The organism is Aeromonas aquatilis (assembly GCF_054052405.1).
This window is the reverse complement of record NZ_JBSTYP010000001.1, coordinates 23033-49697: the sequence shown is the minus strand read 5'-3', so window position 1 is coordinate 49697 and position 26665 is coordinate 23033. Positions and strand designations below refer to the sequence as shown.

The following is a 26665-nucleotide window of genomic DNA, read 5'->3' as shown; positions in this document are numbered from 1 at the left end:
AAGAGCATGTTACGTATAGACGAATGGACCGATTTCGAAGCCCACGACATCACCGAGCTGGCGTTGTCAGTCAGCGACGAGATTTATGGCTCGGTCGAGGAGGGGATCCGCGAGTTGAATCTGCTGGACGAGTGGCTGGACGAGCAGATCGAAGAGGGCACCTGCGATGAGGTGCGCCAGCAGTTGCTGCAGGGCTTCTACCACTGCCTCGGTTTTCATGGCGACTGGCAGGACTACTTCTCGGCCAACAATTGCGACCTCAATCAGGTGCTGGTGCAGCGCAAGGGGATCCCGGTCAGCCTCGGCATTCTCATCATCCAGCTGGGGCGCAAGCTCGGGCTCGATGTGGAGGGGATCTGTTTCCCCGGCCACTTCCTGGTGAGCTTTGCCGGTGGCGAGGGGGAGGTCTATGTCGACCCCTTTACCGGCGACGAGCTGAGTCTGGCCCACATCGAGCTGCTGCTGCGCGGTGCGTTGGGGGACTTGGCGACCCTCACTCCCGACTACCTGCAGCCCTCCGGCCAGTGGGAGATCATCGAACGGCTGCTCAACGTCAGCAAGGGTGCCCTGCTGCGGGAAGATCGCATGCCCGAGGCGCTGCGTTGCAGCGAGCTGTTGTTGCGGATGAAGCCCGGCGATCCGCTGGAGACGCGGGATCGCGGCTTTATCTACGAGCAGCTCGATTGCCCGCGTCAGGCCGCCGACGATTTTGAATATTTTATTGAACAATGCCCGGACGATCCGGTGGCCGATGTGCTGAAAGTTCAGCTGGCCGCGCTGGATCTGAGCCCCAAGCCCCTCCATTAAGGATGGCTTGGCACTGCAACAGAAGAATATCCAGGCCGCTGCGCCCGGCTGCAACGGACTAACTTGGCTTCAGGCCCTTTCATTAAGGATGTCTTGGAGTTGAAACAGAAGAATATCAAGACCGCTGCGCCCGGCTGCAACGGAGTAACTTGGCTTCAGGTCTCTTTATTAAGGAAGTCTTGGAGTTGAAACAGAAGAATATCAAGGCCGCTGCGTCCGGTCGCAACGGATTAACTTGGCTTCAGGCCCCTTCATTAAGGAAGTCATAGATGGAACAGAAGAATATCAAGATCAACCAGATCGACGTTGCCAACGACAAACCGTTCGTGCTGTTTGGCGGCATGAACGTGCTGGAATCCCGCGACATGGCGATGGCTGTGTGCGAGAAGTACGTGGAAGTGACCAGCAAGCTGGGCATCCCGTTTGTCTTCAAGGCGAGCTGGGACAAGGCCAACCGCTCCTCCATCCACTCCTACCGCGGTCCGGGTCTGGAAGAGGGGATGAAGATTTTCCAGGAGCTGAAAGCGACCTTCGGCATGCCGGTCATCTCCGATCTGCACGAACCCCATCAGGCCAAGCCGGTCGCCGAGGTGGTTGACGTTATCCAGCTGCCCGCTTTCCTGGCACGCCAGACCGATCTGGTGGAAGCCATGGCCCGCACCGGCAACGTCATCAACATCAAGAAACCGCAGTTCCTCAGCCCAAGCCAGATGAAGAACATCACCGACAAGTTTGAGGAGTGCGGCAACGACCAGCTGATCCTCTGCGAGCGTGGTGCCAACTTCGGTTACGACAACCTGGTAGTGGACATGCTGGGTCTGGGCGTCATGAAAAAGAGCACTGGTGGCTATCCGGTGATCTTTGACGTAACCCACTCCCTGCAGTGCCGTGATCCGCTGGGTGCCGCCTCCGGTGGCCGTCGCGAGCAAGTGACCGAGCTGGCGCGCGCCGGAATGGCGGTCGGTCTGGCCGGTCTCTTTATCGAATCACACCCGGATCCGAAAATTGCCCGTTGTGATGGCCCGAGCGCCCTGCCGCTGGAGAAGCTGGAAGGCTTCCTCAAACAGATGAAGGCCATCGATGACCTGATCAAGGGCTTCGAACCTCTCGATACCTCGGCCTGATCCCGACGCTGTCATGCCTGATGAAAATGCCCCGCTATGCGGGGTATTTTTATATCTGCCATATTTAGTTGAAGACTCAAATTAATCTGCGAGTAAACAATTATTAGTTGCTGTGATGTTAATGGTGTTAATTTTGTTGTGTGATTGATGTCTCTTAATTGTTTTTTATTACATGTAAAGTGGTGACCGTAGTAATGCAGAAACAGCATGGATCGGGTGAGGTACGCAAATATCTCGTCCGGCTATCTGCATGTTTATTGCTGCCATAACAATGTGCAATTAAATTAACAGGACGTTAATAATGCGAAAGAAACTATTTAGCAGCCTCTATTTTCAGGTATTGCTCGCGATTACCCTCGGGGTATTTCTGGGGCATGTCTATCCGGAACTGGGCGCCGATATGAAGCCCCTCGGTGATGGCTTCGTCAAATTGATCAAGATGATCATCGCCCCCGTTATTTTCTGTACCGTGGTTACCGGTATTGCCGGGATGGAGAGTATGAAGGCGGTCGGCAAGACCGGCGCCATTGCTCTGCTCTACTTCGAGGTGGTCAGCACCATCGCCCTGATCATCGGGCTGTGTGTGGTCAACCTGCTGCAACCGGGTGCCGGTATGAACGTCGATCCGGCTGCGCTGGATGCCAGCGCCATCTCCGCCTATGCGGAGCAGGCCAAGTCCCAGGGCATTATCGCCTTTTTACTGGATATTATTCCGGGCAGCGTGATCGGTGCCTTTGCCAGCGGTAATATCTTGCAGGTGTTACTGTTTGCTGTGCTATTCGGCTTCTCCCTGCATCATATCGGTGAAAAGGGACAGGTTATTTTCGGCGTCATCGACAGTTTCTCCAAAGTCATATTTGGCATTATCAATATGATAATGAGACTGGCGCCGGTCGGTGCATTCGGGGCAATGGCATTTACCATCGGCAAATATGGAGTAGGTTCACTGGTACAGCTGGGCCAGCTTATTGCCTGCTTCTATCTCACCTGCCTCTTCTTTATCTTCATTGTGCTGGGCAGCATCGCTAAAGCCTCAGGCTTCAGCATCCTGCGTTTCATCTCCTACATTCGCGAGGAGCTGCTGATCGTGCTGGGGACCTCCTCTTCCGAGTCGGTACTGCCGCGGATGCTGGACAAGATGGAGAAGCTGGGTTGCCAGAAATCGGTGGTGGGGCTGGTCATTCCGACCGGTTACTCCTTCAACCTGGATGGCACCTCCATCTATCTGACCATGGCGGCGATTTTTATCGCCCAAGCCACCAATACGCCGCTGGATCTGTTCCAACAGATCACCCTGCTGGTGGTACTGCTGATCTCCTCGAAAGGGGCGGCAGGGGTGACTGGTAGCGGTTTTATCGTGCTGGCGGCGACTATTTCGGCGGTGGGCCATCTGCCACTGGCTGGTTTGGCGCTGATCCTGGGGATCGACCGTTTCATGTCCGAGGCACGGGCGCTGACCAACCTGATCGGTAATGGTGTTGCCACCGTGGTGGTCGCCAAATACTGCAAGCAGCTGGACGAGAAGAAGATGGATGCGGTGCTCGGCGGTAAGGCCGGGCAGCTGGAAGTGGACAGGGCGTAAGCGCTGTTTCCCCCCGCACGGCCGCGTTGGCTGGTGCGGGGGCATAAAAAAACGGCCGATTGGCCGTTTTTTTTGTGCCGATACCGCAAGTATCAGCTGTTCACTGCAGGGCGCTGATTACAGGCTCTGGGTGAAAGTACGAGTAACCACGTCACGCTGCTGTTCCGGGGTCAGGGCGTTGAAGCGCACTGCATAGCCGGAAACGCGGATGGTCAGCTGCGGGTACTTCTCCGGGTTGGCGATGGCATCTTCCAGAGTTTCGCGACGCAGCACGTTGACGTTCAGGTGCTGGCCACCTTCAACTGCAGGTTCAGCCTGAACCGGCAGTTCGCGGTATTCGAACTGACCCAGGTCAGCCAGTTGAACTTCTTGATCGGCAGCAAAGGCGTCGCCTTTGACACAGATGCAGCGAGCCTGTTGCTTCTCTTCGTCCAGCAGCCAGAAAGAGTTCAGCAGAGCGGTGTTGGCGGCCTGGGTGATTTGAATGCCTTTGATCATGGTATGACTCCTCAATGGGAACGCGAATCCAACTGTAAGGAAATTACCCTGATGTATTTAAGCTACCGTCGATGGCGATGACTTAAAGGGCCCTTGCCTTACACCTTTTCTTTGATGGGGTCATATATACCATGGTGGTAATATTACCAAAATTGATCTAGATCAAGAAAGTCTGACAAAGTGCCATTTTGGTGGGATTAATTTCTTGAGTTGAATCAAAAATAGGTCATTTTTCTGATTTTGTAAGATATCCAAATTATGCATCTTTTATCTCGTTAATCTAGTAATTTAACTACATCTTTTCGGCTTTTTTCTGAGGTTAATTGAGGGGTTGGCTACACTCAGCAAAAAAAGCGAGGAGAGTGCCTGGTGAATAATGGGTGGCGAAAGTGGGCATGGCTCGCCCTGGTTTGTTGCTGGGCAAGCAGTGTTGCGGTGCGGGCCGAGACGGTGCGTATTGCCGTGGGCGAGTGGCCGCCCTATATCAGTGAGTCGTTGCCCAATCAGGGCTTTCTCTGCGAGGTGGTGCGCCAGGCCTTTGCCGAAGAGGGGCTCGATGTCAGCTTTCACTTCTATTCCTGGGCCGAGGCTTACCAGCTGACCATGGAGGGGCGCTATGTGGTCACCATGCCCTGGTTTCGCTCCCGCGAGCGGGAACAGCTTTTCTATCTCTCCGCCTCGCTCGGCCATTTCACCACTCGCCTGATGACGCTAACCGGTACACCCGCGGTCAATCTGGGTGAGCTGAAACACGAGCCGGTCGGGGTGACCCGTGGCTACTTCTATGGCGATGGTTTTGCCGCCCGTCAAGCCGGGCTCACCCTCGAGTGGTCAGATTCCGATGAGCAGAGCATGGGCAAGCTGCTCGACGGGCGAGTCCACTATCTGGTGATGGATGAGCAGGTGGCACAGACTCTGTTCCAGCAGGCGCTCGCCCGTCATCCCCAATCGCTGTCACTGACCGGCGCTGCCGACCCCATCTGGTCGCAACCGGGATACCTGCTGATGCGCAAGGCCGATCCCGAGGCGCGCCGTCTGATGCTGCTGTTCAATAGCGGGCTGCGCAAGCTGGAGCGCTCGGGGCGCCTCGCCAGGCTCTGGAAAGCGTGAGCCACGGTTGCGTCTTGCGGGCTGGCCCCCTATCCTGAGCCCTTCGCCGTATCAAGTGAGGAGGCCGGGGTGCTGACCTGGAGTGATGTGATTGGCTCTGAGAAAGAGCAGGACTATTTCAAGAGTACGCTGGCAACCGTCAGGGCCGAGCGGGAAGCGGGCAAGGTGATCTACCCGCCAGCTACCGATGTGTTCAATGCCTTCAAGCTGACCGAGCTGGATCAGGTCAAGGTGGTGATCCTGGGCCAGGATCCCTACCACGGTCCCAATCAGGCACACGGTCTCTGCTTCTCCGTTCTGCCCGGTGTGCGTACGCCTCCCTCACTGGTCAACATCTATAAAGAGATGCAGCGTGACCTGCCAGGTTTCGTCACACCCAATCACGGCTTTCTCGAATCCTGGGCCAAACAGGGGGTCCTGCTGCTCAACACTGTGCTGACGGTGCAGGCCGGTCAGGCTCACTCTCACGCCCATCTGGGATGGGAGACCTTTACCGATCGGGTCATCGAGCAGATCAATGCCAGTTGTCAGGGGGTGGTGTTCCTGCTGTGGGGTGCCCACGCCCAGAAGAAGGGACGTTTCATCGACCGCCAGCGTCACTATGTGCTGACTGCGCCGCACCCGAGCCCCCTCTCTGCCCACCGCGGTTTCATCGGTTGCGGTCACTTTAGCGAGACCAATCGCTTGCTGGAACAACAGGGCAAGAGTCCGATAGAGTGGAAATCTGTCTGCATCCCACTTGATTGAGTGCAAAGTTCGGGCGACAAATGACCGTATACTCAGGGACATAACATTAATTCAGAGCCAAGGAGTGCCCATGTTATCCAGTCTGCACAAGGACCATCTCAACATCGCCCGACTCTTGGAGCTGCTCAAGCACAAGCTGGCAGCCATTCGTGCCGAAGAGCCCATCAGCTACTTTCTGGTGCGCGATGTCATCGACTATCTGCGGGAGGTCTCCGACAAGTACCACCATCCCAAGGAAGATCTCATCTATGACTACTACCTGAAATATCGGGTGGTGGAAGGGGAGGTCGCCAACCGCCTGCAGGAGGAGCACGTCAAGCTGCTGGAGGCCGGGGCCGATCTCAAGGATATGGTGGAGATGATCCTGATGGATGCGGTGATCCCCCTCGATCAGTTCACCACCAAGCTGGAGCGCTTCGTGGAACTGCAAGAGGCGCACATGAACTATGAAGAGGGGGTGATCTTCCCCCATCTGCGTGACTCCCTGACCGAGGATGACTGGCGTCACCTGGAGCAAAACTGGCAAAACCGCGCCATTGGCGACCCCCTGTTCGGGGCTGAGGTGAGCCAGCACTTCCAGGCACTGGCCAAACGCCTCTCTTTGCCGCTCACGACCGGTTAAGACTTGCCTGAACCCGCAGCTCGACCTCCAGCGTGCAACTTGAGTGAAAACAGAAAGGCCTCCATCCGGAGGCCTTTTGCATGGTGGAGCAAGCTTACGCCTGTGGTTTCAGGAAGTTGCGATAGAGCATATAGAGGTGGGCCGAGCTCCAGCTGAAGTTGCTGGCCCCCTGCATGGCGCCGGTCTCCGGATTGTAGTTTTCGCGGATGGGGCCGCTGCCCGCCAAGCCTTCTGCGTTGTTGAACAGCTTGTTGACCAGAGCCTCGGCATCGCTGCGGTAGCCGTAGTTTTCGAGCCCCTTCACCCCGAAGTAGAACTGATCGAGCCATACCCGGCCGCGCCAGTAGATATTGGGATCGTAGGCCGGGTTGGTCAACGCGGCTGTGCCCAGCGGGATCTTTGTGTTGAACTCCTGGGCGTTGAGCATGACCTCACGCACCCGCGCCGCTTTCTCCTTGTCGGCGACTTCTGCCCAGAGCGGGCTCCACCCTTCCGGGCCACGGCCGCGAGCGGTCAGCAATTTGCCGACGCAGCCGTTGCCGTCAGCGACATCCCCCTGAGCAATCTGGCGATCGTAATAGAAGCCTGACGCCTCATCGAACAGGCAGCTGTTGATGTAGCCAGCCAGCTGGGTCGCGCCATCGCGGTAGCGGCTCGCGTCGCTCGGCTTACCGAGCAAGTCGGCCATGTCTGCCAGAATGCGCTTCTCCTTGGCGAGGAAGGCGTTGAGCTCCACCGACTCCTGATCGATGGAGAAACCGATCAAATCGCCATTGTCCTGATGGTTTTCAAAGAAGGCGACGTTCCAGTCCTGACGCGCCTTGGCCAAATCTCCGCCATAGGTCTTGTCGGCATAGCGTTGCAGCTGGCCCGGTTCGATAAAGCCGAAGCGGGCGGCATTGTCCATGCCTGACTCCCAACCGGCGCCGTGCTGGGCACCGATATCCATGTCGCTGTAACCGCCCACGTTCAATACCTGTTGATAGAGCGGCATACCGGCGCAGCCATACCAGCCATCCCCCTCACTGGTACAGCTTGAGAGATCCAGTCCGGCGGGAATACCGTTGGAGTACTGCACCTTGAAGGTGATATTGCCGTACTCGTCATTGTGCTCCACATGCTTGGTGGCGCCATATTCGATGATGCCGTTGCGGTTGTTGTCCCGCGCGCGGTACCACCAGTCGTGGTAGGCCTGCAGCTTGGGATACATCTCGGCGATAAAGGCCTTGTCCTTGGTGGCGCTGTAGATTTCCCAGATGGCCCAGGCGGAGAGGGGCGGCTTGGTATCGCGCTCGTTCCAGTTGCCGCCATCGCCACCGCGATCCGCCAGCTTGTTGTAGAAGACGGCATCGATCACCATGCCCGCATCCTGCGGTCGTACCGGATCATCCGGCTGCACCTGATAGTCATACATGGCGCGCACGTTGTTCTTGGCCACCTCCGGGTTGAAGTGCGCCATGGCATAGGCGTGCTTCCAGCTGTCCCAGGCCCAGACGCCGTCGAACCAGCGTGCTGTATTGGAGGGGGTTACCCCGTCGTGGAGGATGGCGCCAGCCGGGGAGCGCCAGTTGCCGTTGAGGGTCTCCATCGCCTTGACGGCGATGCGACGCTCCGACTCGGGGATCCCCTGATTGGAGAGACCGTTGGCAAGGTAGCCCTCCCAGCGGCGGATGGAGTCGGCAAAATAGCTGGCCGGGTTGGCCAGCAGGGCTTGACGGCTCTGCTGATGGCGGCTGGCGTCATCTGCGGAGTGGAGATAGCTCTGCAGGGTGTAGATATCCTCGCTCCCCTTGGCGGCCAGGGTAATGCTGGCGTCACTTTGGTAGCCCAGTGTCTTCTGATCGAGGGTGGTGCGGCTTGACAGGGTGCGGTCGATGCGATAGCGGGCGCTGCCGCTCTGCATGATGTTCCAGGTGCTGCGCAGTTTACCGAACTGGAATTCGATTCCTTTGTCGCTCTCGCTGATGGTGCGTGTCCAGCCTGGATATTTGCTGGCAATCGTATCCTTGGCATCCCATTGATTGAGCAACTCGCCCTGCCAGTTGAGGTTGAGGGTGAGCGGTGCATCGGTCTGGTTGATGAGTCGAGTGCGGATAAGGGCGGTGCGGGCATCGCCATAACGCAGCTCCAGCTCCAGCGTAAAGGGCTCGAACTCGAAGCGTTGCACCAGCGCACCGGGAATGGCGTACACCTCCTGCTTGCGGGCGCTGGTGAGCGGGAACGGGCGGCCGCTCGCATCGCTCAGGGTGAGCTTGTCCAGCTCGCTGGCAAAGAAGAGGCTGTACTCCTCGGAGATGACCATGGGGCCGGTAAAGCCCCCCCACTCCTTGTCGCTGGCAGGCAGCAGGAAACCGTGCCAGGCCCCCAGATCGAGCAGCGGGTTGTATTTGAGGTTGGAGTAGCTGTCAAAGTCGCGGAATTGGGTCGGCGTGCCTCGGCGGTCTATCACATCCTTGTACTGGATGGCCTGCTCCGGCTTGGCGGCGGTGCTGCTTTCCGACTGATTGTCGTTACAGCCGGTCAGCCCAAACAGTGCGGTACCCAGGGCCATTGAAAGTAAAGTTTTACGAAACATTATTCTCTCCCATTCCGTTTTTTGTAGTTTTGACAGAGTGCTTTTTGCTTTTTTAGTGAAAGCGTTTGCGGGTGAGATTGTACGTTATTGATTAATATAGACCTTGGTGTGAGGTCACACTATTGAGAGGAGAAATTGTGAGATAAATCACCTGGTTACATCAAGTTACAGAGTTGATTTATTTAGTAATGTTTTACTTGTCGTTGCTCGCCAATCTGGCAGGGCAAGTGTGCAGGTATTGGTGGGGCGTCAGGCCAAACTCCTGTTTGAAGCGGGCGGCAAAGCGGCTGGGGGAGTCATAACCGCAGGCGAGGGCGACCTCCAGCGGGGTCAGGCCCTGTTGCAACAGGTTGAGGGCGTGGCTCATGCGCACCTGAGCCAGCAACTGGCGAAAGCTGCGACCTTCGGCGGCCAGCTTGCGCACCATGGAGGCGCGGCTCATGGAGAAGTGGGGGGCCACTGCCTCCAGGGTGTGGTCGATGCCGGGTTCCACCGCCAGGTAGCGTGCCAGCCGCTCTGCGAGGGTCATGGTGCTGGCGGGAAAGAGCAACCCGAGGGCGTTGGCGGCCCGCAGCTCGGCATAGAAGCCGCGCAGCAGTTCGGCCTGGGTCGCCTCGTTCAGTCCCCGTTCGGCCATGGTGCTGATGAGCTCAAAGCAGAAGGCGAGCCCGGGGGTGACCTTGACAGCGGGTTCCTCCAGATCGGCGTGGGAAGGGGCTGACTCAGCCAGCCATTTTGGTGGCGGCGGAGTGAGCAGTGTGATGGCGTGGGAGCGAAACTTGCCCTGCTCCGGCTGATTGACGAAGGTGAGCTGGTGGCCTGCCGGGATCAGCAGCCAGCGCTCCCTGTCAAACGACAGACGCCGCTCGCGCCACCACAGTTGCTTGCTCCCCTGGGTGACCCAGATGAGGGTCGGGGCGTAGATGAGCACCCGGTGAAGGGGCTGCTGGCGGATCCCGAGATAGTGGCTCTGTTGCAGCAGGGGAGTGCTCATCCGGTTGGCTCCTAGGGGGTGACGAAGGTGGCGGTCAGGGTGGCCTTGCCGAGCGCCATGCTATTGAGCATGTAGCCTACCATAGCGGGCGGGGTATCAGCCTTCACCTCGAGATCATGGGGCAGGGCCCAGACGGTGAACTGATAGCGGTGCATGCCGTGACCTGCGGGCGGGCAGGGGCCGCCGTAACCCTGGCTGCCAAAGTCGGTGCGGATCTCCAATCCCTGCTTGAGCTTGCCGGAGGTATTGCTGGCCAGCTCGCTTTGGGTGGCAGGCAGGTTCACCACCAGCCAGTGCCACCAACCGCTGCCGGTGGGGGCATCGGGGTCATAGGCGGTGATGGCAACACTCTTGGTGCCTGCCGGCAGATCCTGCCAGCTAAGTTGGGGCGAGTGGCTGTCGCCGCTGCAGCCAAAGCCGTTGAAGCTGAACTGTTTGTCCATCAACTGGCCTTCGTGAATGTCCGTGCTCTTCAGGGTCATGGCAAAGGCTGGCATGGCCGTCAGGCAGAGCAGTGGCAACAGGGCACTCTGTTTGAGCAATTTCATCGGGTGACTCCTCGTGTGGTAACGGGTTCACTTTAGCGAGAGCAGGGCAAAATAATATTGCAGAACGGCTCAATGTGAGGGCGATTGGTGAGTTAATTGAGCCTTTTAGTGGTTTTTAGGGCAATAGGGTAAATAGCAGCCATAAAAAAACCGGCATCAGGGATGCCGGTTTTTTGTTTGACGATGAGAGGTGCGGCTTAGCGCAGGATCATCTCGTCACGGCCCGGGCCGACGGAAACCATCGGAACCGGTACGCCGAGCAGCGCTTCGATGCGCAGCACGTACTGCTGAGCAGCGCGCGGCAGCTCTTCGAAGGTGCGGCAACCGGTGATGTCTTCGCTCCAGCTTTCCATCTGCTCGTAAACCGGCTTCAGGGCAGCGGTTTGTGGCCAAATCGGGTTCTCGGTGTGGGCACCTTCGTAGGCCACACAGATCTTCAGATCCGGCAGACCGGTCAGGCAGTCCAGCTTGGTCAGGGCCACTTCGGTGGCGGCTTGCAGCTCGACACCGTTCTTGGTGGCGACGGCGTCGAAGTAACCGACATCACGGGGACGGCCAGTGGTGGCGCCGAACTCGTTGGTGATCTTGCGGAACTCGTCCTGGTTCTCCATGGCGGTCAGCAGGGTGCCAGTACCGACAGAGGAGCTGAATGCCTTGGCCACGGCGATGACGCGCTCCGGGCGCAGACCCGGCAGACCGCCACCGATACCGGCGTAGGCGCCAGATACGTGGGAGGAGGTCACCCAGGGGTATTCGCCGTAGATCAGGTCACGGCCAGCGCCCAGCTGGGCTTCGAACAGCAGGGTCTTGCCTTCAGCCTGCAGCGCTTTGAGCGGCATGCTGACGTTGCAGACGGCGTCGATCCACGGTGCAGAGACTTCCAGCAGCCAGTCGGCCATCTCCTGGGCGGTCTGGGTGAATTCGAAGGAGGGGTAGATAGCCTTCATCTGCGGCAGTTTCCAGTCCAGCATGAACTGGATGCGCTCGACCAGCACGTCCGGCTGTTTCAGCCAGCCAACCAGGATCGCTTTCTTCATCACGCGATCGCCGTAGGCAGGGGCGATGCCCTGACGGGTGGAGCCATAGGCGCCGTCACCCAGACGCTGCTCTTCCAGGGTATCTTCGAGTGCGTGCAGCGGCAGGCACAGGGTTGCGCGGTCAGAGATGGCCAGCTTCGGAGTCACGCCGGAGGCTTTGACTTCCTCGAGCTCGACGGTCAGTTTCTCGGGGCTGATCACCATGCCCGGGCCGAGGACAACCAGGCAATCCGGGTTGAATACGCCACTCGGAACCTGGTGCAGCTTGAAGGTGCCAAGGTCGTTGACCACGGTGTGGCCAGCGTTGTTGCCGCCCTGGAAGCGAATGCTGGCGCCAGCTTGACCTGCCAGATAATCCACGATGCGGCCTTTGCCTTCATCACCCCAGTTAGCACCTACGACTACGATAGACGACATGACTCTTTCTCCTAAGACGTTAGGCGTCCATCCTAGGAGTCTGATGCGGATTAGAAAAATTAATTATCTTTATAATTCTGATAAGAGAACCATATAATTATGGCCAATTAAGCGGCAAACCGCCCGATTTTGCCTGGCAAGCCCCGCACATCGCGGGTTGAGGGACTCTTATGCTGGATATTCACTGGCTGCAAACCTTTGTCACCCTGGCCCGATTGCAACATTTTGGCCAGACCGCCACCGAGCTGCACATGACCCAGCCCAATGTCAGCCTACATATCAAGCGGCTGGAGCAGGCGACCCGGGTGCGGCTGATCGAGCGCAGTCCGTTTCGCCTGACGCAGGCGGGGGAGCGGCTGCTGCAAAGCGCCGAGCGCACCATTGCCGAGCTGCAGCTCTGCCAGTCCGATCTCAATGCCCTCAACCAGCTCAGCCAGGGGACGCTGGCCATCGCCGCCAGCGACATCATCTCCCGCCTGCTGCTGATCCAGCCGTTTCAGCGCTTCAAGCGGGAGTTTCCCGGCATCGACCTCACTCTGTTCAACACCACTTCGGATCAGGCCGCCGAGCTGGTCAAGGCGGGCAAGGCGGATCTGGGCTTCGTGATGGCGCAAAAGCGCAGCGAACCGCTCTTCTATACCGAGCTGCAACAGGTGACCTGGTGCGCGCTGGGCCACGGCCTTGCCCGCTGGCAGGCGCGGGCGGTGGCGGGGGAGAGCGATCCCCTCGACGAGCCGACCCTGATCCTGCTCGGTCACGATACCCGCACCCGGGCGCTGATCGATCCGTCCCTGCCGCTGCTGGCCTTGCCCCCTTGCCGCATCATGGAGGTGGGTAGCGTGGACGCCCAGCTCGATTGGGCCGAGGCGGGCTTTGGTGTCGCCATCGTGCCGGACTTCTCCCTGCATCCGCGCCTCAACCTCACCGCGCCGGTCACCAGCCTCGGCGACTTTCCCGGGACCAGTCTGGGTTACGTGGTACGCCAGAATCAGGTGTTGTCGCGGGCCATCAAGCAGTTGCTGCACTGGGTGGAGGAGGAGATCCAGAAGCCCAACCCCTATCTGACCCGGGTGATGGAGCCGTAGCGGGGCGGCAAGGTGAGCAGGCCAATCAACTGCGCCAGTATCGAACGCATATCAATAATCAGGGCAGCCAAGGCTGCCCTGATGCATTTGTTGGCGCTGGCCACTCAGGGTTGCAGCTGTGTGGCTGCGCTGGTAGCAGGGGAGGGAGGCGTGTCGGCCTTATCCTGCGGTGGGGTTTCGTCAGCAACCGAGCTGCTGGCAGGCTGGGTTGCCTGTTTTTGCAGCGAAGTGGCCGCAGAGACGCTTTGTGGCCACTGAGTCGAAGCGGCAGCCGATGGTGGTGGAACCGTTGACGCTGCGGCAGAGGGAGCCACTATTTCCCCCTCTGTGGTCGGCGTAGCAGTGAGCTCGGGGGTGACCTCAAGTGCCTCTTCGGGCAAGGGATTAGCCTCTGTGGTTTCTGTCTCCACTGCCGCACTGCTGGTGGCGGTGGCGTCGGAGGGGGCCTCAAGAAGCGTTGCCGTCCCGTTGGCGGCACTCACCTGATCCGTCGCTGGTGCCGCAGCGGAGGCCGATAGTTCCGGTGTTAACTGCTCCGGTGCCAACTGTTCTGCTGTTAACTGTTCGGAGGACAGTGGCAAGGGTTCTGGCGGCTGATCCGACATCCCCGCATGGAGGGGCAGTTCGGTTTGCGCCTGCAATTGTTCGGGGGTCACCTTGCTCAGGGCGGGATGCAACCGACTGAACTGCTTGACCCGTGCTAGCAGGGTATCGCGCACGGTACGAACGATGGGATCCGGCAGGCTGGCCAGCGCCACCAGTTCGGCACTCATCCCGATATTGTTGATGGAGGCCGTCTGCCCCGGATAGAGGTTGGCGGCGATGCGACTGCGCTGGTAGTAGGAGTGCTGCTTGAGCAGCTTGTCGATCTGCTCCCCTTCGATGGGGATCAGGCGTACCTTGCAGCGGCTGATCAGATCACCAACTGCCTGACTGGGGTGACCGGCTACCACAAAAGCGGCATCCAGCGATCCATCGCACAGCCCTTCCAGCGGTTCGCTGTCAGATTTGAGCTGATAGGCGACAAACTGCCCGGGTTGCCATCCCATGGCTGCCATCAGGGCCTGGCTGGTGATCTGCTCACCGGCGCCGTTGTTGCCCGGATAGACCCGTTTCCCCTCGATATCTGCCAGGGTGGTGATGCCGCTGTCGGGGGTGGCCAGCAGGGTCAACGACTCCTGATAGAGCCGGAACAGGCTGCGCAACTGGTGGTTGGCACCCTGCCCGCTGAAGGGGCCGGTGCCGTGCAGGGCGTGGTGCAACACATCGGACTGCACCAGCGCCAGCTGTACGTCCCCCTTGCCGAGTGCCTTGAGGTTGGCCATCGAGCCGCGGGTGCTCTGCACGGTGCAGCTGTCCCCATGCAGGGCATGGCCGGCATTGAGTACCCGGCAGATGGCGCCACCGGTCGGGTAGTAGACCCCATTGAGCGGGCCCGTTCCGATAGTCAGCGCCTGGCTGCCAAAGGGGAGCAGCGCAGAGAGTGCACAGAGTGGGAGCAGAAGGTGATGCAAGATCCGTAGAGACATAATTGACCGTTGACTGAGTTGACCGCTGGCTGATGACACAGGGAAAAAGGGATGGGGCTTGCCCATCCCGTTGCTGGCTGATCAGGGCTTGCTGTGGTTGAGGATTGCCCGCTCCATCCGCGCCAGCGCGTCGGTCAGTCGTGCCCTGGTGCAGCCGAAGTTGAGCCGCACGAACTGGCCGTCGCCAAACTGGGCGCCGGGGGAGAGACCAACCCCTGCCTGCTCGAAGAAGGCGATGGGATCGGCAAGGCCAAGTGCGCTCACATCGATCCAGGCCAGATACGTCGCCTGATGGCTGGCCAGCTTGACGCCGGGCCAGCGGGCAACCGCCTGCTGGATCAGGGCCAGATTGGCTGCCAGATAGTCGAGCTGCTCGGTCAGCCACAGTTCGCCACCCTCATAGGCCGCTTCGGCGGCGACAAAGCCCAGCAGGTTGACGTCGGCGCTGATGCCGCGCATCGCCTGCTGCAGCCTGAAGCGCAGACGGGGGTTGGGGATAATGGCGAAGGAGCAGCAGAGACCAGCGATATTGAAGGTCTTGCTCGGGGCCATCATCACCGCGCAGCGCTCGGCTGCTTGTGCACTGATGGCGCCGTAGGGAATGTGGCGGGCATTCTTATCCAGCAGCAGATCGCAGTGGATTTCATCGGAGCAGATCACCAGATTGTGGCGTGCGGCGATGGCATCGATGGCCAGCAGTTCGTCACGGGTGAAGATGGTGCCACCCGGGTTGTGGGGGTTGCAGAGCAGCAGCAGATCTGCGGCGGGAGCCTGACGCTCCAGCTCTTCAAGATCCAGCACCCAACGACCGGCCTCTTCAACCATCGGCACGGTGAGCAGGGGACGATCATTGAAGCCCGGCGCCTGCAGGAAGGGGTAGTAGACCGGCTTGGGAGTGATGATACCGCGGCCATGCTGACTCCACGCCTTGCAGGCGAGGTTGAGCCCCGGCACCACGCCGGGCAGGAATACCAGCCATTCGGGCTCGATTGCCCAGCCATAGCGGGTCGCCATCCGTTCGATAATGAGTTCGATCAGGCGCGGCGAGGGGCGTGAATAGCCGAAAATGCCGTGGGCAACCCGTTTGGTCAACGCCTCAATCACGGACGGGGGGGAGACAAAGTCGGTATCGGCAACCCACATGGGCAGCACATCCTGACCCTTGTACTTGTCCCATTTCAGGCTCATGGTGCCACTGCGGTCTACTTCCTGATCAAAATCAAACATGCGAACTCCGTGTGCTGGCAGGATGGGCTTTCACTCTACGGGGTCGCGGCCTCCCTCGCAAGGCGCACACCTGCTTATGCCATCCTTGAGCCCGCTCTTGATAGTGACATAAGATAGGCGCCGAATTTTCATACGGCTGCCGCCCGTTAGCCCGTATCGTCCTTCCAATCAGTGGTAACCCTATGAGCTTGTCGATAGCGGCGGTCAAACGCCCGGACCCCGTCTCTCTTTCGTTTCTTGCCGTGACCTTTATGACCGGCGTCGCGGTGGCACTGCAGGTGCCTACCTTGAGCCTGTTTCTGGCCGAGGAGGTGCAGGTGCGCCCCTTTCTGGTCGGGCTCTTTTATACTATCAATGCGGTGGTGGGCATTCTGGTCAGCCAGTGGCTGGGCCATCGCTCCGATAACAAGGGGGATCGCAAACGACTGATCCTGCGCTGCTGTTTTGCCGGGGTGGCGCTCTCCTTGCTGTTTGCCTGGAACCGCAACTACTGGTTGCTGGCCAGCCTCGGGGTGATGCTGGCCGCGCTGGCGGCGACCGCCAGCCCCCAGCTGTTTGCGCTGGCGCGGGAGTACTCTGATAGCTGCAACAAGCGGGCTGACATGTTCAGCTCGGTGATGCGGGCCCAGTTTTCGCTGGCCTGGGTCATAGGCCCACCCATCGCCTTCGCGCTGGCCATCGGCTACGGTTTTGAGCTGATGTATCTGGCTTCGGCACTGGCCTATCTGCTTTGTGCCCTGGTGGTGTGGCGCTGGTTGCCCTCGCTGCCACTGCCCAAGATGGCCGAAGAGACAGAGCGGGTCAGCAGCTGGCGGGATCCTGCGGTGCGGGCGCTCTTTATTGCCTCCACCCTAATGTGGACCTGCAACAGCATGTACCTCATCAATATGCCGCTCTACATCACCCGGGAACTGGGGATGGATGAGAAGCTTGCCGGTATCCTGATGGGCACGGCGGCGGCGCTGGAGATCCCCTTCATGCTGCTGGCGGGTTACTACACGGCCCGTTTTGGCAAGCGCCCCATGATGTTGTTGGCGGTGCTGGCTGGCGCGGCCTTTTATACCGGTCTGGTGACCCTTACCGACCAATACGCCCTGATCGCCTTGCAGCTGTTCAACGCCATCTTCATCGGTATCGTGGCGGGGATCGGCATGTCTTACTTTCAGGATCTGATGCCGGGGCGGGCCGGGGTGGCGACCACCCTGTTTGCCAACAGCATCCGCACCGGCTCCATCATGGCAGGGGCCATCGCCGGAGTGGTGGCGGAGGTGTGGAGTTTCCACGGGGTCTTTATGGTGGCGTTGGGATTGGCGCTGGTGGCACTGGCCGCCAGCTGGCGGGTGCCCAACGTCTGACGGTGGGCTGGCTGTTATTTGTCGTGTTGGGGCTGGGCGTGCGGGAGCGGCGCTGATTCGCCTTGATACTCGTTGCGCAGGCAGCGCAGCAGCAGCTCGGTCGCTGGGCCTAGGGATTCGGGGGAGAGGGTCAGCAGGTAGGTATAGAGGTGGCGCTCGTTGCCGCTCTCCAGATCCAGCTGTATGAGCGAACCTTCCGCCAGCTCTCGCTCAACCAGATGGCGCGGCAGCCAGGCATAGCCGAGGCCGAGGCGCAGCATGGCGAGCACTTCGTGGTAGTGGGTCGCCTTCCAGCCGGTGTCATCCGCATCGTTCCAGTCCACCGAGCGGTGAATGGGGGGATGAAGGCTGATCTGGTTATGGCTGGTCAGCACGTCGCTGCGGATGGGCCCCTCCTCTTGCGCCAGCGGATGGCTGGCGGCGCAGAGGGGCAGCAGGCACACCTCGTCCAGCAGCAGACCGGTGCGATCGCCGGGCAGGTGCTCGGAGAGCATCAGATCCCCCGGTTGCAGGGCGTTGAAGTGGCAGTGAATGCGTTCGTGCAGGTTGACCCGGCAACCCCGGCTGCGGGGGTAGAAGCTGGCCAGCGCCCGATAGAGGCGATCCCTTGGTTGCAGCGCCGAGACATAGAGGTTGATCTGCGGCTCCCACTGCCGCTCCAGGTTGTTGGCCAGATTCTCCAGCTCTTCTACTTGCTGGCTCAACTGGCGAGCCCGCTTGAGGAAGATCTCGCCCGCCGGGGTCAGCACCGCCTTGCGGCCGCGCACCTCCAGCAAGGGCACCCCCAGACTCTGCTGCAACTTTGCAACCGCATGATTGAGGGAGGACTGGCTCTTGTTCAGCGCCTCGGCCGCCTGGGCGTAGCCGCCGCAGTCGACCACCGCCTGAAAGATCCGCCATTGCTCAAACGTGCTCTTGGGACGAAACATAGTTCAACCTGATTGGAGATAGAATGGTCAGTGGTTCGAACAGGGAGCCTGTGCCCCCTATTCAATTTAACCTCTGCCGCACAACACTCTGGGTATTTTATTGATTTATTTGGGCTGAGCCGCCTGTTTATTTTGGCTGAGCCACAAAGGTCTGGCCGGTTTTGCCGTGGCTGTCCGACCCCATCAGGTAGAGGTAGAGCGGCATCAGGTCGGCCGGAGTCTTGAGGTTCATGGGATCTTCCGCCGGGAAGGCGCTGGCGCGCATCTTGGTACGGGTACCGCCCGGATTGAGGGTATTGACCCGCACACCGGTGTTTTCCAGCTCGTCGGCCAGCACTTCCATCATCCCCTCGATGGCAAATTTGGAGATGGCATAGGTGCCCCAGTAGGCACGCCCCTTGCGTCCCACGCTGGAGGAGGTGTAGACGATGGAGGCATCGCCCTGCGCCTTGGCGGTCTGGCGTAGCAGCGGCAGCAGCGCCTGGGTCAGCAGGAATTCCGATTTGACGTTGACCTGCATCACCTCGTCCCACTCCTTCTCCTGAATATGTTCAAACGGAGAGAGGGTGCCAAGCAGACCGGCGTTGAACAGCACGCCGTCGAGGCGGCCAAACTGCTGGGCGAAGGTTTCGGCCATGCCGCGGTAGTGGACGGCGGTGGCCCCTTTCAGATCCACCGGCACGATGGCGGGCAGCGGATAACCGGCGGCTTCAATCTGGTCATACACGGCTTCGAGTTTGGCGCTGGTGCGGCCGAGCAGGATCACGGTGGCACCGTGAGCGGCGTAGGTGAGGGCGGCTTCGCGGCCGATCCCGTCGCCAGCACCGGTGACCAGAATGACTTTATCCTTGAGCAGATCGCGGGGTGCCTGATAATCGAGCATGACAACTCCTGTTAACAAATTCCGGCCATAAGTGCATGGCAATCGGCGCCAAGTGTACTGATCCGCACGCCTGTTTGACCAGCCAGCGGCAAGAAAAATGTGAAGAAAATAGAGAGGTTGTGATGCTCGGGTTGGTTTTTCCGGTCACTGGCTGCGATTTTTTGCGCGCCTCCACCAAACTCCCTAGAATGTGACGAAAACCGATCCATTCTGGAGCCCATCGTGACATTTCTGACCGAATATGGCCTGTTTCTGGCCAAGACAGTGACCTTCCTGCTGGCCATCGGCGCCATCATCCTGATGCTCGTCAGCACTCGCCAGCCGAAAGCGCGCAAGGGTGAGCTGGTGGTGACCGATCTCTCGAGCGAGCTGGAACAGGGGCAATTTGCCCTCAAGAGCGCGCTCGCCAGCAAGGCCGAGCGCAAGGTACTGGAAAAGCAGCAGAAGGAAGAGCAGAAAAAGCGCACCAAGGCCGGTGATGAGCGCAGTCGCCTGTTCGTGCTCGATTTCAACGGCAGCATGGATGCCAAAGAGGTGGCCTCCCTGCGCGAAGAGGTGAGCGCGGTGATCGGCGTCGCCCAGCCCGGCGACGAGGTACTGCTGCGACTCGAATCCGGTGGCGGCGTAGTGCATGGTTACGGCTTGGCCGCTTCCCAGCTGCAGCGGCTGCGCGATCGTGACATCAAGCTCACCGTGGCTATCGACAAGGTGGCGGCAAGCGGCGGCTACATGATGGCTTGCGTGGCGGACAAAATCCTGGCAGCCCCCTTTGCCATCGTCGGCTCCATCGGGGTGATCGCCCAGATGCCGAACTTCAACAAGTTGTTGAAAAAGCACGATATCGAATTCGAGATGCACACCGCCGGTCAGTACAAGCGCACTATCACCATGTTTGGCGAGAACGACGATCTGGGGCGCGAGAAGTTTCGCGAGGAGCTGGCGGCGATCCACGAGCGCTTCAAGGCATTTGTGGCCGAACACCGCCCGCAACTCGATATCGATCAGGTCACGACCGGCGAGCACTGGCTGGCAAGTCAGGCTAAGGGATTGGGGCTGGTGGATACCCTCTGTACCAGCGACGATTATCTGCTGGCGCAGGCCAGCCACCACAAGGTGATCGGCATCAGCTATCGCAAGCCAAAAAGCCTGACCCAGAAGCTGGGGAAGCAGGGCGCGCAGGCGCTGGAAGCCGGACTGGGGCGTCTGTGGCAGCAGAGCCCCTGGCGCTAGCCTGGCCCTCTGGCGCTAACCCGAGGGAAACCCGTGATAAAAAGGCCAGCCGGTGCCCACCGGCTGGCCTTTTTGCATCCAGTTGCACCTTGTCGGTGAGCGAGGGTTGTTTCTATTGAGGCCCTCTGTTACAACTGAATGCTTTCCCCGTTTATGACAGGATCTTGTGGTAAGAGCTGCGGGGGCATGGAGCATAGCGATGTCATGGAGCACCTTCAGGCAATTTACCCCGTTGGTCTGGATCGTCATTCTGGGCACTTTCATGGTGCGTACCAGCTACTACATGGTGTGGCCCTTCCTCTCCATTCTGCTCTATCGGGAGTATGACCTTTCGGCCACCTTCATCGGCCTGTTGCTGGGGGGCTCAATGGCCCTCTCTACCCTGGTCAGTTTTTACGGCGGCTGGCTCTCTGATCGCTTCGGTCGGCGCAGCATACTGCTGGCCGGTTGTCTGGTGGCGATGCTCTGTTTCGGCCTGCTCGGTTTCTCCCATGCGGTGTTCTGGCTCGGGGTTGGGGTGATGGGCAGCGGCCTCTCGTCAGGGCTCATCGATGCCCCCGGAAAGGCACTGATGGCCGACAGTCTGGCCTCGGCCAAGGCGCGGGAGCAGGCACTGCACCTGCGCTATTTTCTGCTCAACCTGGGGGCCGCGTTGGGGCCGCTACTGGGGGTGACTCTCGGGATAAACGCCCAGCAGGAGACCTTCCTGTTTCTGGTGGTGAGCTATCTGCTGCTGGCGCTGGCCTTTGGCTGGGGATTTCGCCGGGCTGGCAGCACAGGCAAGCCGGGGACTGCCGGGCCCGGCTTGCGGGATGCCATCAAGGTGTTGCTGGCGGATCGAGCCTTCCTGCTGCTGGTGATGGCCAATCTGCTGATGGTGCTGGTCTACTCCCAGTTTCACTCGCCGCTGGTGCAGTACCTGACCCGGGCCGGTATGCCGCAGGTGGCCGAGCTGGTTGCTCTGCTGGTGGCGACCAATGCCCTGACCGTAGTGCTGCTGCAGTTTCCGCTGCTGCGGTTGTTGTCACGCTGGCCGGTGCGGGTACGGCTTCATATCGGCATGGCGCTCTTTCTGGCGGCCCAGCTGCTCTTCGCGCTGGGGGACCCGATGGTGCGCAGCCACTGGTTTGGCGCCGTGCTGCTGCTCAGCATCGGCGAGACCATCCTGTTCCCCCTGCTCAACGTGCTGATCGACCAGATGGCCCCCACCCACCTCAAGGGAAGCTATTTTGGCGCCAGCGCACTGGCCGGGTTGGGAGGGGCCGCAGGTGCCCTGCTGGGAGGCTGGATCCTCGAGCAGTGGAGCGGCCAGCTGCTCTATGTGCTGATGGCGCTGCTCTGCGTGGCGATTTTTGCGCTCTATGAGTGGGGGGCCAGGGTCTCCCGTCCCGCTTCGCTCCCCACAGCAACGAAGCGAGGCTGACAGTCAGCCCCGGGGATCAGTGGGTGCTGCCCGGGGTAATCTCCTTGAGCGCCTTCTTGGCCGCGTACATTCGCTCGTCGGCCAGCCGGATCAGGTTGAGCCCGTCATCGTAGTGATCCGGCCCGGTCTGGGCGATACCAATACTGAGGGTGAGATCCTCCAGCTGACCCTTGATGGCCTGGGTCAGTCGTTTGAAATAAATATCCCTGGCCTGACTCTCGCTGCAGTTGGGCAGGATCAGACAGAACTCATCCCCGCCATAGCGAAAGCAGCTGTCTTCGGCACGAAAGACCTGACGGATGCAGTGGCCGACGATCCGCAGGATCTCGTCGCCGCGTTGATGTCCTTCGGTGTCATTGATTTGTTTGAAGTTATCGATATCGAGATAGGCGATGGCCATGGGTTCGGCACGGCGCTGACAGGTGCGCAGGCTCAACAACAACAGTTCGTTGAGGTGACGAACGTTGAGCAATCCGGTCAGAGCATCGGTGCGGTTCAGCTCCTCCAGCTGCCTGGTCCGCTCGCGAACTTTCTGCTCCAGGCTCTTGGCATAGTTCTCCGATTTCTCTCTGGAGGACTCTATTTCCGACACCAGACTGCGAATATAGGTCTCGAACACCAGGGTGATGTCGAACAGAAAGAGTTTGTCCAGTGCGGCCAGCATAGCGAGGCGATCCGGTTCATCGCGGATCTGCTCGAAAATATCCTCGATCAGCAGGGCCTTGAGGGTGTTGATGGCGGCCAGATAGAGTTTGGGCTCGACCCCGATCCGCTTGTGAACCAGCCCGATCCGCAGCCGGTTGTTGACGTACTCCAGATCGTATTGGCCGCTGAAGAGATCGAGCACATAACGCCGTTGTGCGGTGCGCAATCGGGTGAGGGTATCGGCATCACCGATCAGCAGGGCGATTTCGGTGATGGCCGTCTGCTGCTGGTAGAAGCGATCTACCAGGGCATCGACCCGTGGCTCTATTTTACCGCAATAGCTCGCCAGCAGCGCCACATCTTGCTCGCTGAGCAGCAGCAACTCCTTGCGATGGGCAATCTCGAATTCGGTAATGCGCATCTGCTCAAGCAGGGTCTGTTCGGTCGGATTCATCGTCGTCCTCTGTCCATGACTGGGCCATTACTCTGTCCGTGAAGCGGTTCAGGGCAAGCAGAATGGGCAACTGACATTGTAGTCATTGAGGAGCGAGGGAGCGTAATGGCCCCCACTTTGCCTGACGTGAGATGCTCAGTGGCACAAGTGGGGGAGAGCAGGGCAAGCAGATGCGATCAGAAGGTCAGTACCTTGTCGGCGGCCAGGGTCCACTGGGCCAGCATCGGCAGGGTGCCGACCTCAATGCCCTCGATCAGCGGTAGGGCGGTGATGCCACGGGCATCGGTGCAGGTCTTGCACAGGCGAATGGTGACGCCTTGTGCCAGCAGGATCTCCAGCATCTGGCGCAGGTTGTACCCTTCGGCCGGTGCCTGACCGGCCAGCGCTGCACTCACCGCATCGGACATCAGAAACAGCTTCAGGCTGGCTCCACCCTGTTCGTTGAGGGCGATAGCGAGACGCAGGGCGTTGAACAGGGATTCGCTGCCGTAGGGGGCACCGTTGGCAATGACCACAATTTGTTGATTCATAACAGACTCCCGATTGGAAAGAGCGCCATTGTAGAACCAACAGGGTGGCAATTGCGTGATGTCGCACAACTTCTGTCGCACCTTTTTCCCGCTTGCTTGACCCTGCTGCCGATCGAGGTTTTTATGGTCAGCTCGCAAATAAGACCGGATGAATCGAGATGTGGAAAGTATTGGGAGCCGGCTTACTGCTGTTGGCGGGTCAGGCCTTTGGCAGTGAGGCGGTCGGTTGCAAGGCTCGTCTGCAGGCCGTCAACGACCAGCTGGTGTTTGCCAAAGCACACAATAACGCCGGGCAGATTGCCGGGCTCGAACAGGCAGCGCGCAATATCAAGGCCAACTGCACCGATGAAGGTCTGCTTAAGGAGCAGAAAGAGCGGGTTAACAAACTGCGCGGCGAGGTGGATGAGCGTCTGCTTGAGCTGCAGGAGGCGAGAGTCAGTGGCAAACCGGAGAAGATTGCCAAGCGGCAGGCCAGGCTGGAGGAGTCCCAGACCCGGATGCTGGAGGCCCAGCGGGAGCTGGACAAACTGATCCGGCTGGTCGGCAAGTGATGGCCAGCCGCTGAACGCAGGATCAAAAAAGGCCGATTGCTCGGCCTTTTTTCGTTTTACTGCCTGTGCATCCGCACAAACTTCTCCATCAGTTGATCTTCGGTCTCCACATGAGCGGGATCCCAGATGATGCAGTCGATAGGGCAGACGCTGATGCAGGTCGGCTTCTCGTAGTGACCGACGCATTCGGTGCAGCGACTGGGGTCGATCTCGTAGATCTCCTCGCCGAGGCTAATGGCCTGGTTCGGACACTCGGGATCGCACATGTCACAGTTGATGCACTTGTCGGTGATGAGCAGTGCCATCTCAGGCCGCCGAGTGGGGCTGACGGGTATCCTGACGCTCGCCCAGATTGCGCAGCAGGATGCCGTAGTTGATGTCCACTTCCTTCGGTACCGGCACATAGACCACGTGGCCGTTGCCCGGCGCGGTGTCGATGAGCTCGCCCTTGCGGTTCTGCATCTGTTCCAGATTGAAGCTGAGGTTGCCCTGCGGCGTCATCAGCTCCAGGCTGTTACCCACCAGGAACTTGTTCTTCACCTCGACTTCCACCATGTCACCTTTGCGACCGGTGATCTCGCCGACGAACTGCTGGGTGTCGGAGACGGAGTAGCCGTAGTCGTAGTTCTGGTATTCGCTGTGGTTGTGACGGCGCAGGAAGCCCTCGGTGTAGCCGCGGTGGGCCAGATTCTCGAGGGTGCCCATCAGGCTGCGATCGAACGGACGACCCGCCACTGCATCATCGATGGCTTTACGATAGACCTGAGCGGTACGGGCGCAGTAGTAGAAGGATTTGGTGCGGCCTTCGATTTTCAGCGAGTGAACGCCCATTTTGGTCAGTCGTTCGACGTGCTCGACCGCGCGCAAGTCCTTGGAGTTCATGATATAGGTGCCGTGCTCGTCTTCAAACGCGCTCATGTACTCGCCCGGGCGGTTGGACTCTTCCAGCAGCACCAGCGCATCGGTCGGCTTGCCCAGGCCCAGGGTGTTGTCGGGACGCACGGCGATGGGCTCCTGACGGTGGACGATCTGGCCCACGTCATCTTCTTTACCCTCGTGCACCTTGTACTCCCAGCGGCAGGAGTTGGTGCAGGTGCCCTGGTTGGGGTCACGCTTGTTGATGTAACCGGAGAGCAGGCAGCGACCGGAGTAGGCCATGCACAGCGCGCCGTGGACGAACACTTCCAACTCCATCTCCGGCACCTGCATGCGGATCTCTTCGATCTCGTCCAGCGACAGCTCGCGGGAGAGGATGGCGCGGGTCAGGCCCATCTGATGCCAGAACTTCACCGTGGCCCAGTTGACCGCGTTGGCCTGCACCGAGAGGTGAATGGGCATATCCGGGAAGGCTTCACGCATCATCATGATAAGACCGGGGTCGGACATGATCAGCGCATCGGGCTTCATCTCCACCACAGGGCGCATATCGCGGATAAAGGTCTTGAGCTTGGAGTTGTGGGGCTGGATGTTGGCCACCACATAGAACTGCTTGCCCAGCGCATGGGCTTCGTTGATGCCCAGTTGCAGGTTTTCATGATCGAATTCGTTGTTGCGCACCCGCAGGCTGTAGCGGGGCTGACCGGCATAGACGGCATCGGCGCCATAGGCGTAGGCATAACGCATGTTCTTGAGGGAACCTGCGGGGGAGAGCAATTCTGGTTTAAACATGGCGGACTCTTTATATCTGATTGCAAATCAGGACGACGCCACCTGATGGCGCCGTATGGGTTGAGGTCGGTCAACATCCAGCTCGCTGAAAGGCGGCTCAATCGACCGTGACCCGATGACGGCATATCCGGGGCTATCTAAAGAAGATGCGCTGGATATTCGGGGTGCGAGATTGTACTCGCCCCCACGTCATCATGCAATTTGGCAGGAATCTAACCGGAATGGGAGATGAGTTTTCAGCAATGTGTGGTGATGTTCGAGCGGGATTTGCCTGTATTCAATTATCCGGCGCGAGTTGAAACCGGGTGAACTGTGCACTCATAAAATGGTGGGGGCTGTGGCCATTGCCTGCGGTGGCCAGCCATTCCCAATCCAGTTTTGGCGAGCCCGCTTTGAAGCGTTGATAGGCAACGCCCTGATGAATGGTCAGAAAGAGGGTCGTGGGGAGTCCCAGCTTGTTGCTGTAGCGCACCATCAGATCACCCTGATAGTCGTTGCTTATCCTGACTTTGAGCGCTTGCAGTGTCAGACCGGTGGCGTGACCATTCTCGTCCCAGACTTCAAACATGATGTGAACACTCTGATGTCGATGATGCCACGATGAGCAAGATGGGATGCAATTGCAACTGTCAGATCTGACAAGGTCGGAAAAATGTGATGAGAATGGTAGAAAGCGAAAACCCGGCGCGAGGCCGGGTTTTCTTGAATGATGGTGGAGGGAGAAGGATTCGAACCTTCGAAGGCAGAGCCGTCAGATTTACAGTCTGATCCCTTTGGCCGCTCGGGAACCCCTCCACAGGGGCAAAGCAAATTGTATTCAGCCATTGCAATCAGGGAAATGGTGGAGGGAGAAGGATTCGAACCTTCGAAGGCAGAGCCGTCAGATTTAAAGTCTGATGCCTTTGGCCGCTCGGGAACCCCTCCACGGGGTATTTCCTGATTGTCACTACTTTTGCACTTGAATGGTGGAGGGAGAAGGATTCGAACCTTCGAAGGCAGAGCCGTCAGATTTACAGTCTGATCCCTTTGGCCGCTCGGGAACCCCTCCCCAAGTGCGAGGCGCATACTATCAGATCCAGAGGCTTTGTGAACCCC

Annotated in this window: 25 protein-coding genes and 2 tRNA genes; 11 read left to right on the top strand and 16 right to left on the bottom strand. The window is 59.4% G+C overall.

Annotation, left to right across the window (positions count from 1 at the left end; translation table 11 throughout):
• The first annotated feature begins 6 nt into the window (after positions 1-6).
• From ACW5W8_RS00230 to ACW5W8_RS00220, 3 genes are all read left to right on the top strand, one after another.
• Positions 7-807 (top strand): SirB1 family protein, encoded by an 801-nt coding sequence (locus ACW5W8_RS00230; protein ID WP_498625869.1) that lies wholly within the window; start codon positions 7-9, stop codon positions 805-807.
• 269 nt (positions 808-1076) lie between these two features.
• A complete protein-coding gene (gene kdsA / locus ACW5W8_RS00225) occupies positions 1077-1931 on the top strand; it encodes a 3-deoxy-8-phosphooctulonate synthase (RefSeq protein WP_005334937.1) in 855 nt (284 codons plus the stop codon).
• A gap of 301 nt (positions 1932-2232) precedes the next feature.
• Positions 2233-3513 carry a dicarboxylate/amino acid:cation symporter gene (locus ACW5W8_RS00220; protein ID WP_498625868.1) on the top strand — a complete coding sequence of 427 codons (1281 nt, stop codon included), beginning with the start codon at positions 2233-2235 and terminating at the stop codon, positions 3511-3513.
• Positions 3514-3630: 117 nt separating this feature from the next.
• Here the strand turns inward: ACW5W8_RS00220 and grcA are convergent, their stop codons facing one another.
• Positions 3631-4011, bottom strand: coding sequence for an autonomous glycyl radical cofactor GrcA (gene grcA / locus ACW5W8_RS00215; RefSeq protein ID WP_033115325.1), 381 nt, complete (start codon positions 4009-4011; stop codon positions 3631-3633).
• Between the two features lie 369 nt (positions 4012-4380).
• On the opposite strand from grcA, the gene ACW5W8_RS00210 reads away from it, so the two are divergent.
• The 3 genes from ACW5W8_RS00210 to ACW5W8_RS00200 all read left to right on the top strand — a co-directional run bounded on the left by ACW5W8_RS00210 (position 4381) and on the right by ACW5W8_RS00200 (position 6490).
• Complete coding sequence (locus tag ACW5W8_RS00210) at positions 4381-5121, top strand: substrate-binding periplasmic protein (RefSeq protein WP_498625867.1); 741 nt, start codon at positions 4381-4383, stop codon at positions 5119-5121.
• A gap of 69 nt (positions 5122-5190) precedes the next feature.
• Complete coding sequence (gene ung / locus ACW5W8_RS00205) at positions 5191-5868, top strand: uracil-DNA glycosylase (protein WP_005353881.1); 678 nt, start codon at positions 5191-5193, stop codon at positions 5866-5868.
• 70 nt (positions 5869-5938) lie between these two features.
• Positions 5939-6490 (top strand): hemerythrin domain-containing protein, encoded by a 552-nt coding sequence (locus ACW5W8_RS00200; RefSeq protein ID WP_498625866.1) that lies wholly within the window; start codon positions 5939-5941, stop codon positions 6488-6490.
• 94 nt (positions 6491-6584) lie between these two features.
• Here ACW5W8_RS00200 and ygjK read toward each other — a convergent pair whose 3' ends face one another.
• The 4 genes from ygjK to ACW5W8_RS00180 form a co-directional block, all read right to left on the bottom strand.
• A complete protein-coding gene (gene ygjK, locus ACW5W8_RS00195) occupies positions 6585-9065 on the bottom strand; it encodes an alpha-glucosidase (RefSeq protein WP_498625865.1) in 2481 nt (826 codons plus the stop codon).
• A 193-nt stretch (positions 9066-9258) separates the two neighbouring features.
• Positions 9259-10059 (bottom strand): helix-turn-helix transcriptional regulator, encoded by an 801-nt coding sequence (locus tag ACW5W8_RS00190; RefSeq protein WP_498625864.1) that lies wholly within the window; start codon positions 10057-10059, stop codon positions 9259-9261.
• A gap of 11 nt (positions 10060-10070) precedes the next feature.
• The gene (locus ACW5W8_RS00185) at positions 10071-10607 is read right to left on the bottom strand and encodes a YbhB/YbcL family Raf kinase inhibitor-like protein (protein ID WP_498625863.1); all 537 of its coding nucleotides are present in this window, start codon (positions 10605-10607) and stop codon (positions 10071-10073) included.
• A gap of 197 nt (positions 10608-10804) precedes the next feature.
• The gene (locus tag ACW5W8_RS00180) at positions 10805-12061 is read right to left on the bottom strand and encodes an adenylosuccinate synthetase (protein WP_042658175.1); all 1257 of its coding nucleotides are present in this window, start codon (positions 12059-12061) and stop codon (positions 10805-10807) included.
• A 170-nt stretch (positions 12062-12231) separates the two neighbouring features.
• On the opposite strand from ACW5W8_RS00180, the gene ACW5W8_RS00175 reads away from it, so the two are divergent.
• The gene (locus ACW5W8_RS00175; RefSeq protein ID WP_005353868.1) at positions 12232-13146 is read left to right on the top strand and encodes a LysR family transcriptional regulator; all 915 of its coding nucleotides are present in this window, start codon (positions 12232-12234) and stop codon (positions 13144-13146) included.
• Positions 13147-13250: 104 nt separating this feature from the next.
• Here the strand turns inward: ACW5W8_RS00175 and ACW5W8_RS00170 are convergent, their stop codons facing one another.
• Together ACW5W8_RS00170 and ACW5W8_RS00165 are read right to left on the bottom strand one after the other, a co-directional pair.
• Positions 13251-14675: a TAXI family TRAP transporter solute-binding subunit gene (locus tag ACW5W8_RS00170; RefSeq protein ID WP_498625862.1), complete on the bottom strand. Its 1425-nt coding sequence runs from the start codon at positions 14673-14675 to the stop codon at positions 13251-13253.
• Between the two features lie 81 nt (positions 14676-14756).
• Entirely contained in the window at positions 14757-15902 is a 1146-nt protein-coding gene (locus ACW5W8_RS00165; protein ID WP_498625861.1) for a MalY/PatB family protein, read from the bottom strand.
• Positions 15903-16084: 182 nt separating this feature from the next.
• Between ACW5W8_RS00165 and ACW5W8_RS00160 the strand changes: the two genes are divergently transcribed.
• Positions 16085-17257, top strand: a complete 1173-nt coding sequence (locus tag ACW5W8_RS00160; protein WP_498625860.1) for an MFS transporter — start codon at positions 16085-16087, stop codon at positions 17255-17257.
• A 14-nt stretch (positions 17258-17271) separates the two neighbouring features.
• Here the strand turns inward: ACW5W8_RS00160 and ACW5W8_RS00155 are convergent, their stop codons facing one another.
• Positions 17272-18186, bottom strand: a complete 915-nt coding sequence (locus tag ACW5W8_RS00155) for a LysR family transcriptional regulator (protein ID WP_064340871.1) — start codon at positions 18184-18186, stop codon at positions 17272-17274.
• A gap of 127 nt (positions 18187-18313) precedes the next feature.
• Positions 18314-19069, bottom strand: a complete 756-nt coding sequence (locus tag ACW5W8_RS00150) for a YciK family oxidoreductase (RefSeq protein ID WP_498625858.1) — start codon at positions 19067-19069, stop codon at positions 18314-18316.
• Between the two features lie 222 nt (positions 19070-19291).
• Here ACW5W8_RS00150 and sohB point away from each other — a divergent pair, with 222 nt between their 5' ends.
• On the top strand, positions 19292-20299 hold the full coding sequence (gene sohB / locus ACW5W8_RS00145) for a protease SohB (protein WP_498625857.1): 1008 nt from the start codon (positions 19292-19294) through the stop codon (positions 20297-20299).
• A 199-nt stretch (positions 20300-20498) separates the two neighbouring features.
• A complete protein-coding gene (locus ACW5W8_RS00140; RefSeq protein WP_498625855.1) occupies positions 20499-21722 on the top strand; it encodes an MFS transporter in 1224 nt (407 codons plus the stop codon).
• Between the two features lie 16 nt (positions 21723-21738).
• Here the strand turns inward: ACW5W8_RS00140 and ACW5W8_RS00135 are convergent, their stop codons facing one another.
• Positions 21739-22821 (bottom strand): protoglobin domain-containing protein, encoded by a 1083-nt coding sequence (locus tag ACW5W8_RS00135; protein WP_498625853.1) that lies wholly within the window; start codon positions 22819-22821, stop codon positions 21739-21741.
• A gap of 176 nt (positions 22822-22997) precedes the next feature.
• Positions 22998-23351 carry a DsrE/DsrF/TusD sulfur relay family protein gene (locus tag ACW5W8_RS00130; protein ID WP_005334901.1) on the bottom strand — a complete coding sequence of 118 codons (354 nt, stop codon included), beginning with the start codon at positions 23349-23351 and terminating at the stop codon, positions 22998-23000.
• 158 nt (positions 23352-23509) lie between these two features.
• Between ACW5W8_RS00130 and ACW5W8_RS00125 the strand changes: the two genes are divergently transcribed.
• Positions 23510-23902, top strand: a complete 393-nt coding sequence (locus tag ACW5W8_RS00125) for a DUF1090 domain-containing protein (protein WP_005334898.1) — start codon at positions 23510-23512, stop codon at positions 23900-23902.
• Positions 23903-23958: 56 nt separating this feature from the next.
• Here ACW5W8_RS00125 and ACW5W8_RS00120 read toward each other — a convergent pair whose 3' ends face one another.
• The 5 genes from ACW5W8_RS00120 to ACW5W8_RS00100 form a co-directional block, all read right to left on the bottom strand.
• The gene (locus ACW5W8_RS00120; RefSeq protein ID WP_005334896.1) at positions 23959-24207 is read right to left on the bottom strand and encodes a YfhL family 4Fe-4S dicluster ferredoxin; all 249 of its coding nucleotides are present in this window, start codon (positions 24205-24207) and stop codon (positions 23959-23961) included.
• 1 nt (position 24208) lies between these two features.
• The gene (gene trhP, locus ACW5W8_RS00115; RefSeq protein ID WP_498625851.1) at positions 24209-25570 is read right to left on the bottom strand and encodes a prephenate-dependent tRNA uridine(34) hydroxylase TrhP; all 1362 of its coding nucleotides are present in this window, start codon (positions 25568-25570) and stop codon (positions 24209-24211) included.
• Between the two features lie 277 nt (positions 25571-25847).
• Positions 25848-26138: a hypothetical protein gene (locus ACW5W8_RS00110; protein WP_498625849.1), complete on the bottom strand. Its 291-nt coding sequence runs from the start codon at positions 26136-26138 to the stop codon at positions 25848-25850.
• A 142-nt stretch (positions 26139-26280) separates the two neighbouring features.
• Positions 26281-26365, bottom strand: a tRNA-Tyr gene (locus tag ACW5W8_RS00105).
• 168 nt (positions 26366-26533) lie between these two features.
• A tRNA-Tyr gene (locus tag ACW5W8_RS00100) sits at positions 26534-26618 on the bottom strand.
• Between the last annotated feature and the right edge of the window lie 47 nt (positions 26619-26665).

Coding starts and splice junctions, on each gene's coding strand:
- ACW5W8_RS00230 (WP_498625869.1), top strand. CDS start 7: ATGTTACGTATAGACGAATGGACCGATTTCGAAGCCCACGACATCACC.
- kdsA (WP_005334937.1), top strand. CDS start 1,077: ATGGAACAGAAGAATATCAAGATCAACCAGATCGACGTTGCCAACGAC.
- ACW5W8_RS00220 (WP_498625868.1), top strand. CDS start 2,233: ATGCGAAAGAAACTATTTAGCAGCCTCTATTTTCAGGTATTGCTCGCG.
- grcA (WP_033115325.1), bottom strand. CDS start 4,011: ATGATCAAAGGCATTCAAATCACCCAGGCCGCCAACACCGCTCTGCTG.
- ACW5W8_RS00200 (WP_498625866.1), top strand. CDS start 5,939: ATGTTATCCAGTCTGCACAAGGACCATCTCAACATCGCCCGACTCTTG.
- ygjK (WP_498625865.1), bottom strand. CDS start 9,065: ATGTTTCGTAAAACTTTACTTTCAATGGCCCTGGGTACCGCACTGTTT.
- ACW5W8_RS00190 (WP_498625864.1), bottom strand. CDS start 10,059: ATGAGCACTCCCCTGCTGCAACAGAGCCACTATCTCGGGATCCGCCAG.
- ACW5W8_RS00185 (WP_498625863.1), bottom strand. CDS start 10,607: ATGAAATTGCTCAAACAGAGTGCCCTGTTGCCACTGCTCTGCCTGACG.
- ACW5W8_RS00180 (WP_042658175.1), bottom strand. CDS start 12,061: ATGTCGTCTATCGTAGTCGTAGGTGCTAACTGGGGTGATGAAGGCAAA.
- ACW5W8_RS00175 (WP_005353868.1), top strand. CDS start 12,232: ATGCTGGATATTCACTGGCTGCAAACCTTTGTCACCCTGGCCCGATTG.
- ACW5W8_RS00170 (WP_498625862.1), bottom strand. CDS start 14,675: ATGTCTCTACGGATCTTGCATCACCTTCTGCTCCCACTCTGTGCACTC.
- ACW5W8_RS00165 (WP_498625861.1), bottom strand. CDS start 15,902: ATGTTTGATTTTGATCAGGAAGTAGACCGCAGTGGCACCATGAGCCTG.
- ACW5W8_RS00160 (WP_498625860.1), top strand. CDS start 16,085: ATGAGCTTGTCGATAGCGGCGGTCAAACGCCCGGACCCCGTCTCTCTT.
- ACW5W8_RS00155 (WP_064340871.1), bottom strand. CDS start 18,186: ATGTTTCGTCCCAAGAGCACGTTTGAGCAATGGCGGATCTTTCAGGCG.
- ACW5W8_RS00150 (WP_498625858.1), bottom strand. CDS start 19,069: ATGCTCGATTATCAGGCACCCCGCGATCTGCTCAAGGATAAAGTCATT.
- ACW5W8_RS00140 (WP_498625855.1), top strand. CDS start 20,499: ATGTCATGGAGCACCTTCAGGCAATTTACCCCGTTGGTCTGGATCGTC.
- ACW5W8_RS00135 (WP_498625853.1), bottom strand. CDS start 22,821: ATGAATCCGACCGAACAGACCCTGCTTGAGCAGATGCGCATTACCGAA.
- ACW5W8_RS00130 (WP_005334901.1), bottom strand. CDS start 23,351: ATGAATCAACAAATTGTGGTCATTGCCAACGGTGCCCCCTACGGCAGC.
- ACW5W8_RS00125 (WP_005334898.1), top strand. CDS start 23,510: ATGTGGAAAGTATTGGGAGCCGGCTTACTGCTGTTGGCGGGTCAGGCC.
- ACW5W8_RS00120 (WP_005334896.1), bottom strand. CDS start 24,207: ATGGCACTGCTCATCACCGACAAGTGCATCAACTGTGACATGTGCGAT.
- trhP (WP_498625851.1), bottom strand. CDS start 25,570: ATGTTTAAACCAGAATTGCTCTCCCCCGCAGGTTCCCTCAAGAACATG.
- ACW5W8_RS00110 (WP_498625849.1), bottom strand. CDS start 26,138: ATGTTTGAAGTCTGGGACGAGAATGGTCACGCCACCGGTCTGACACTG.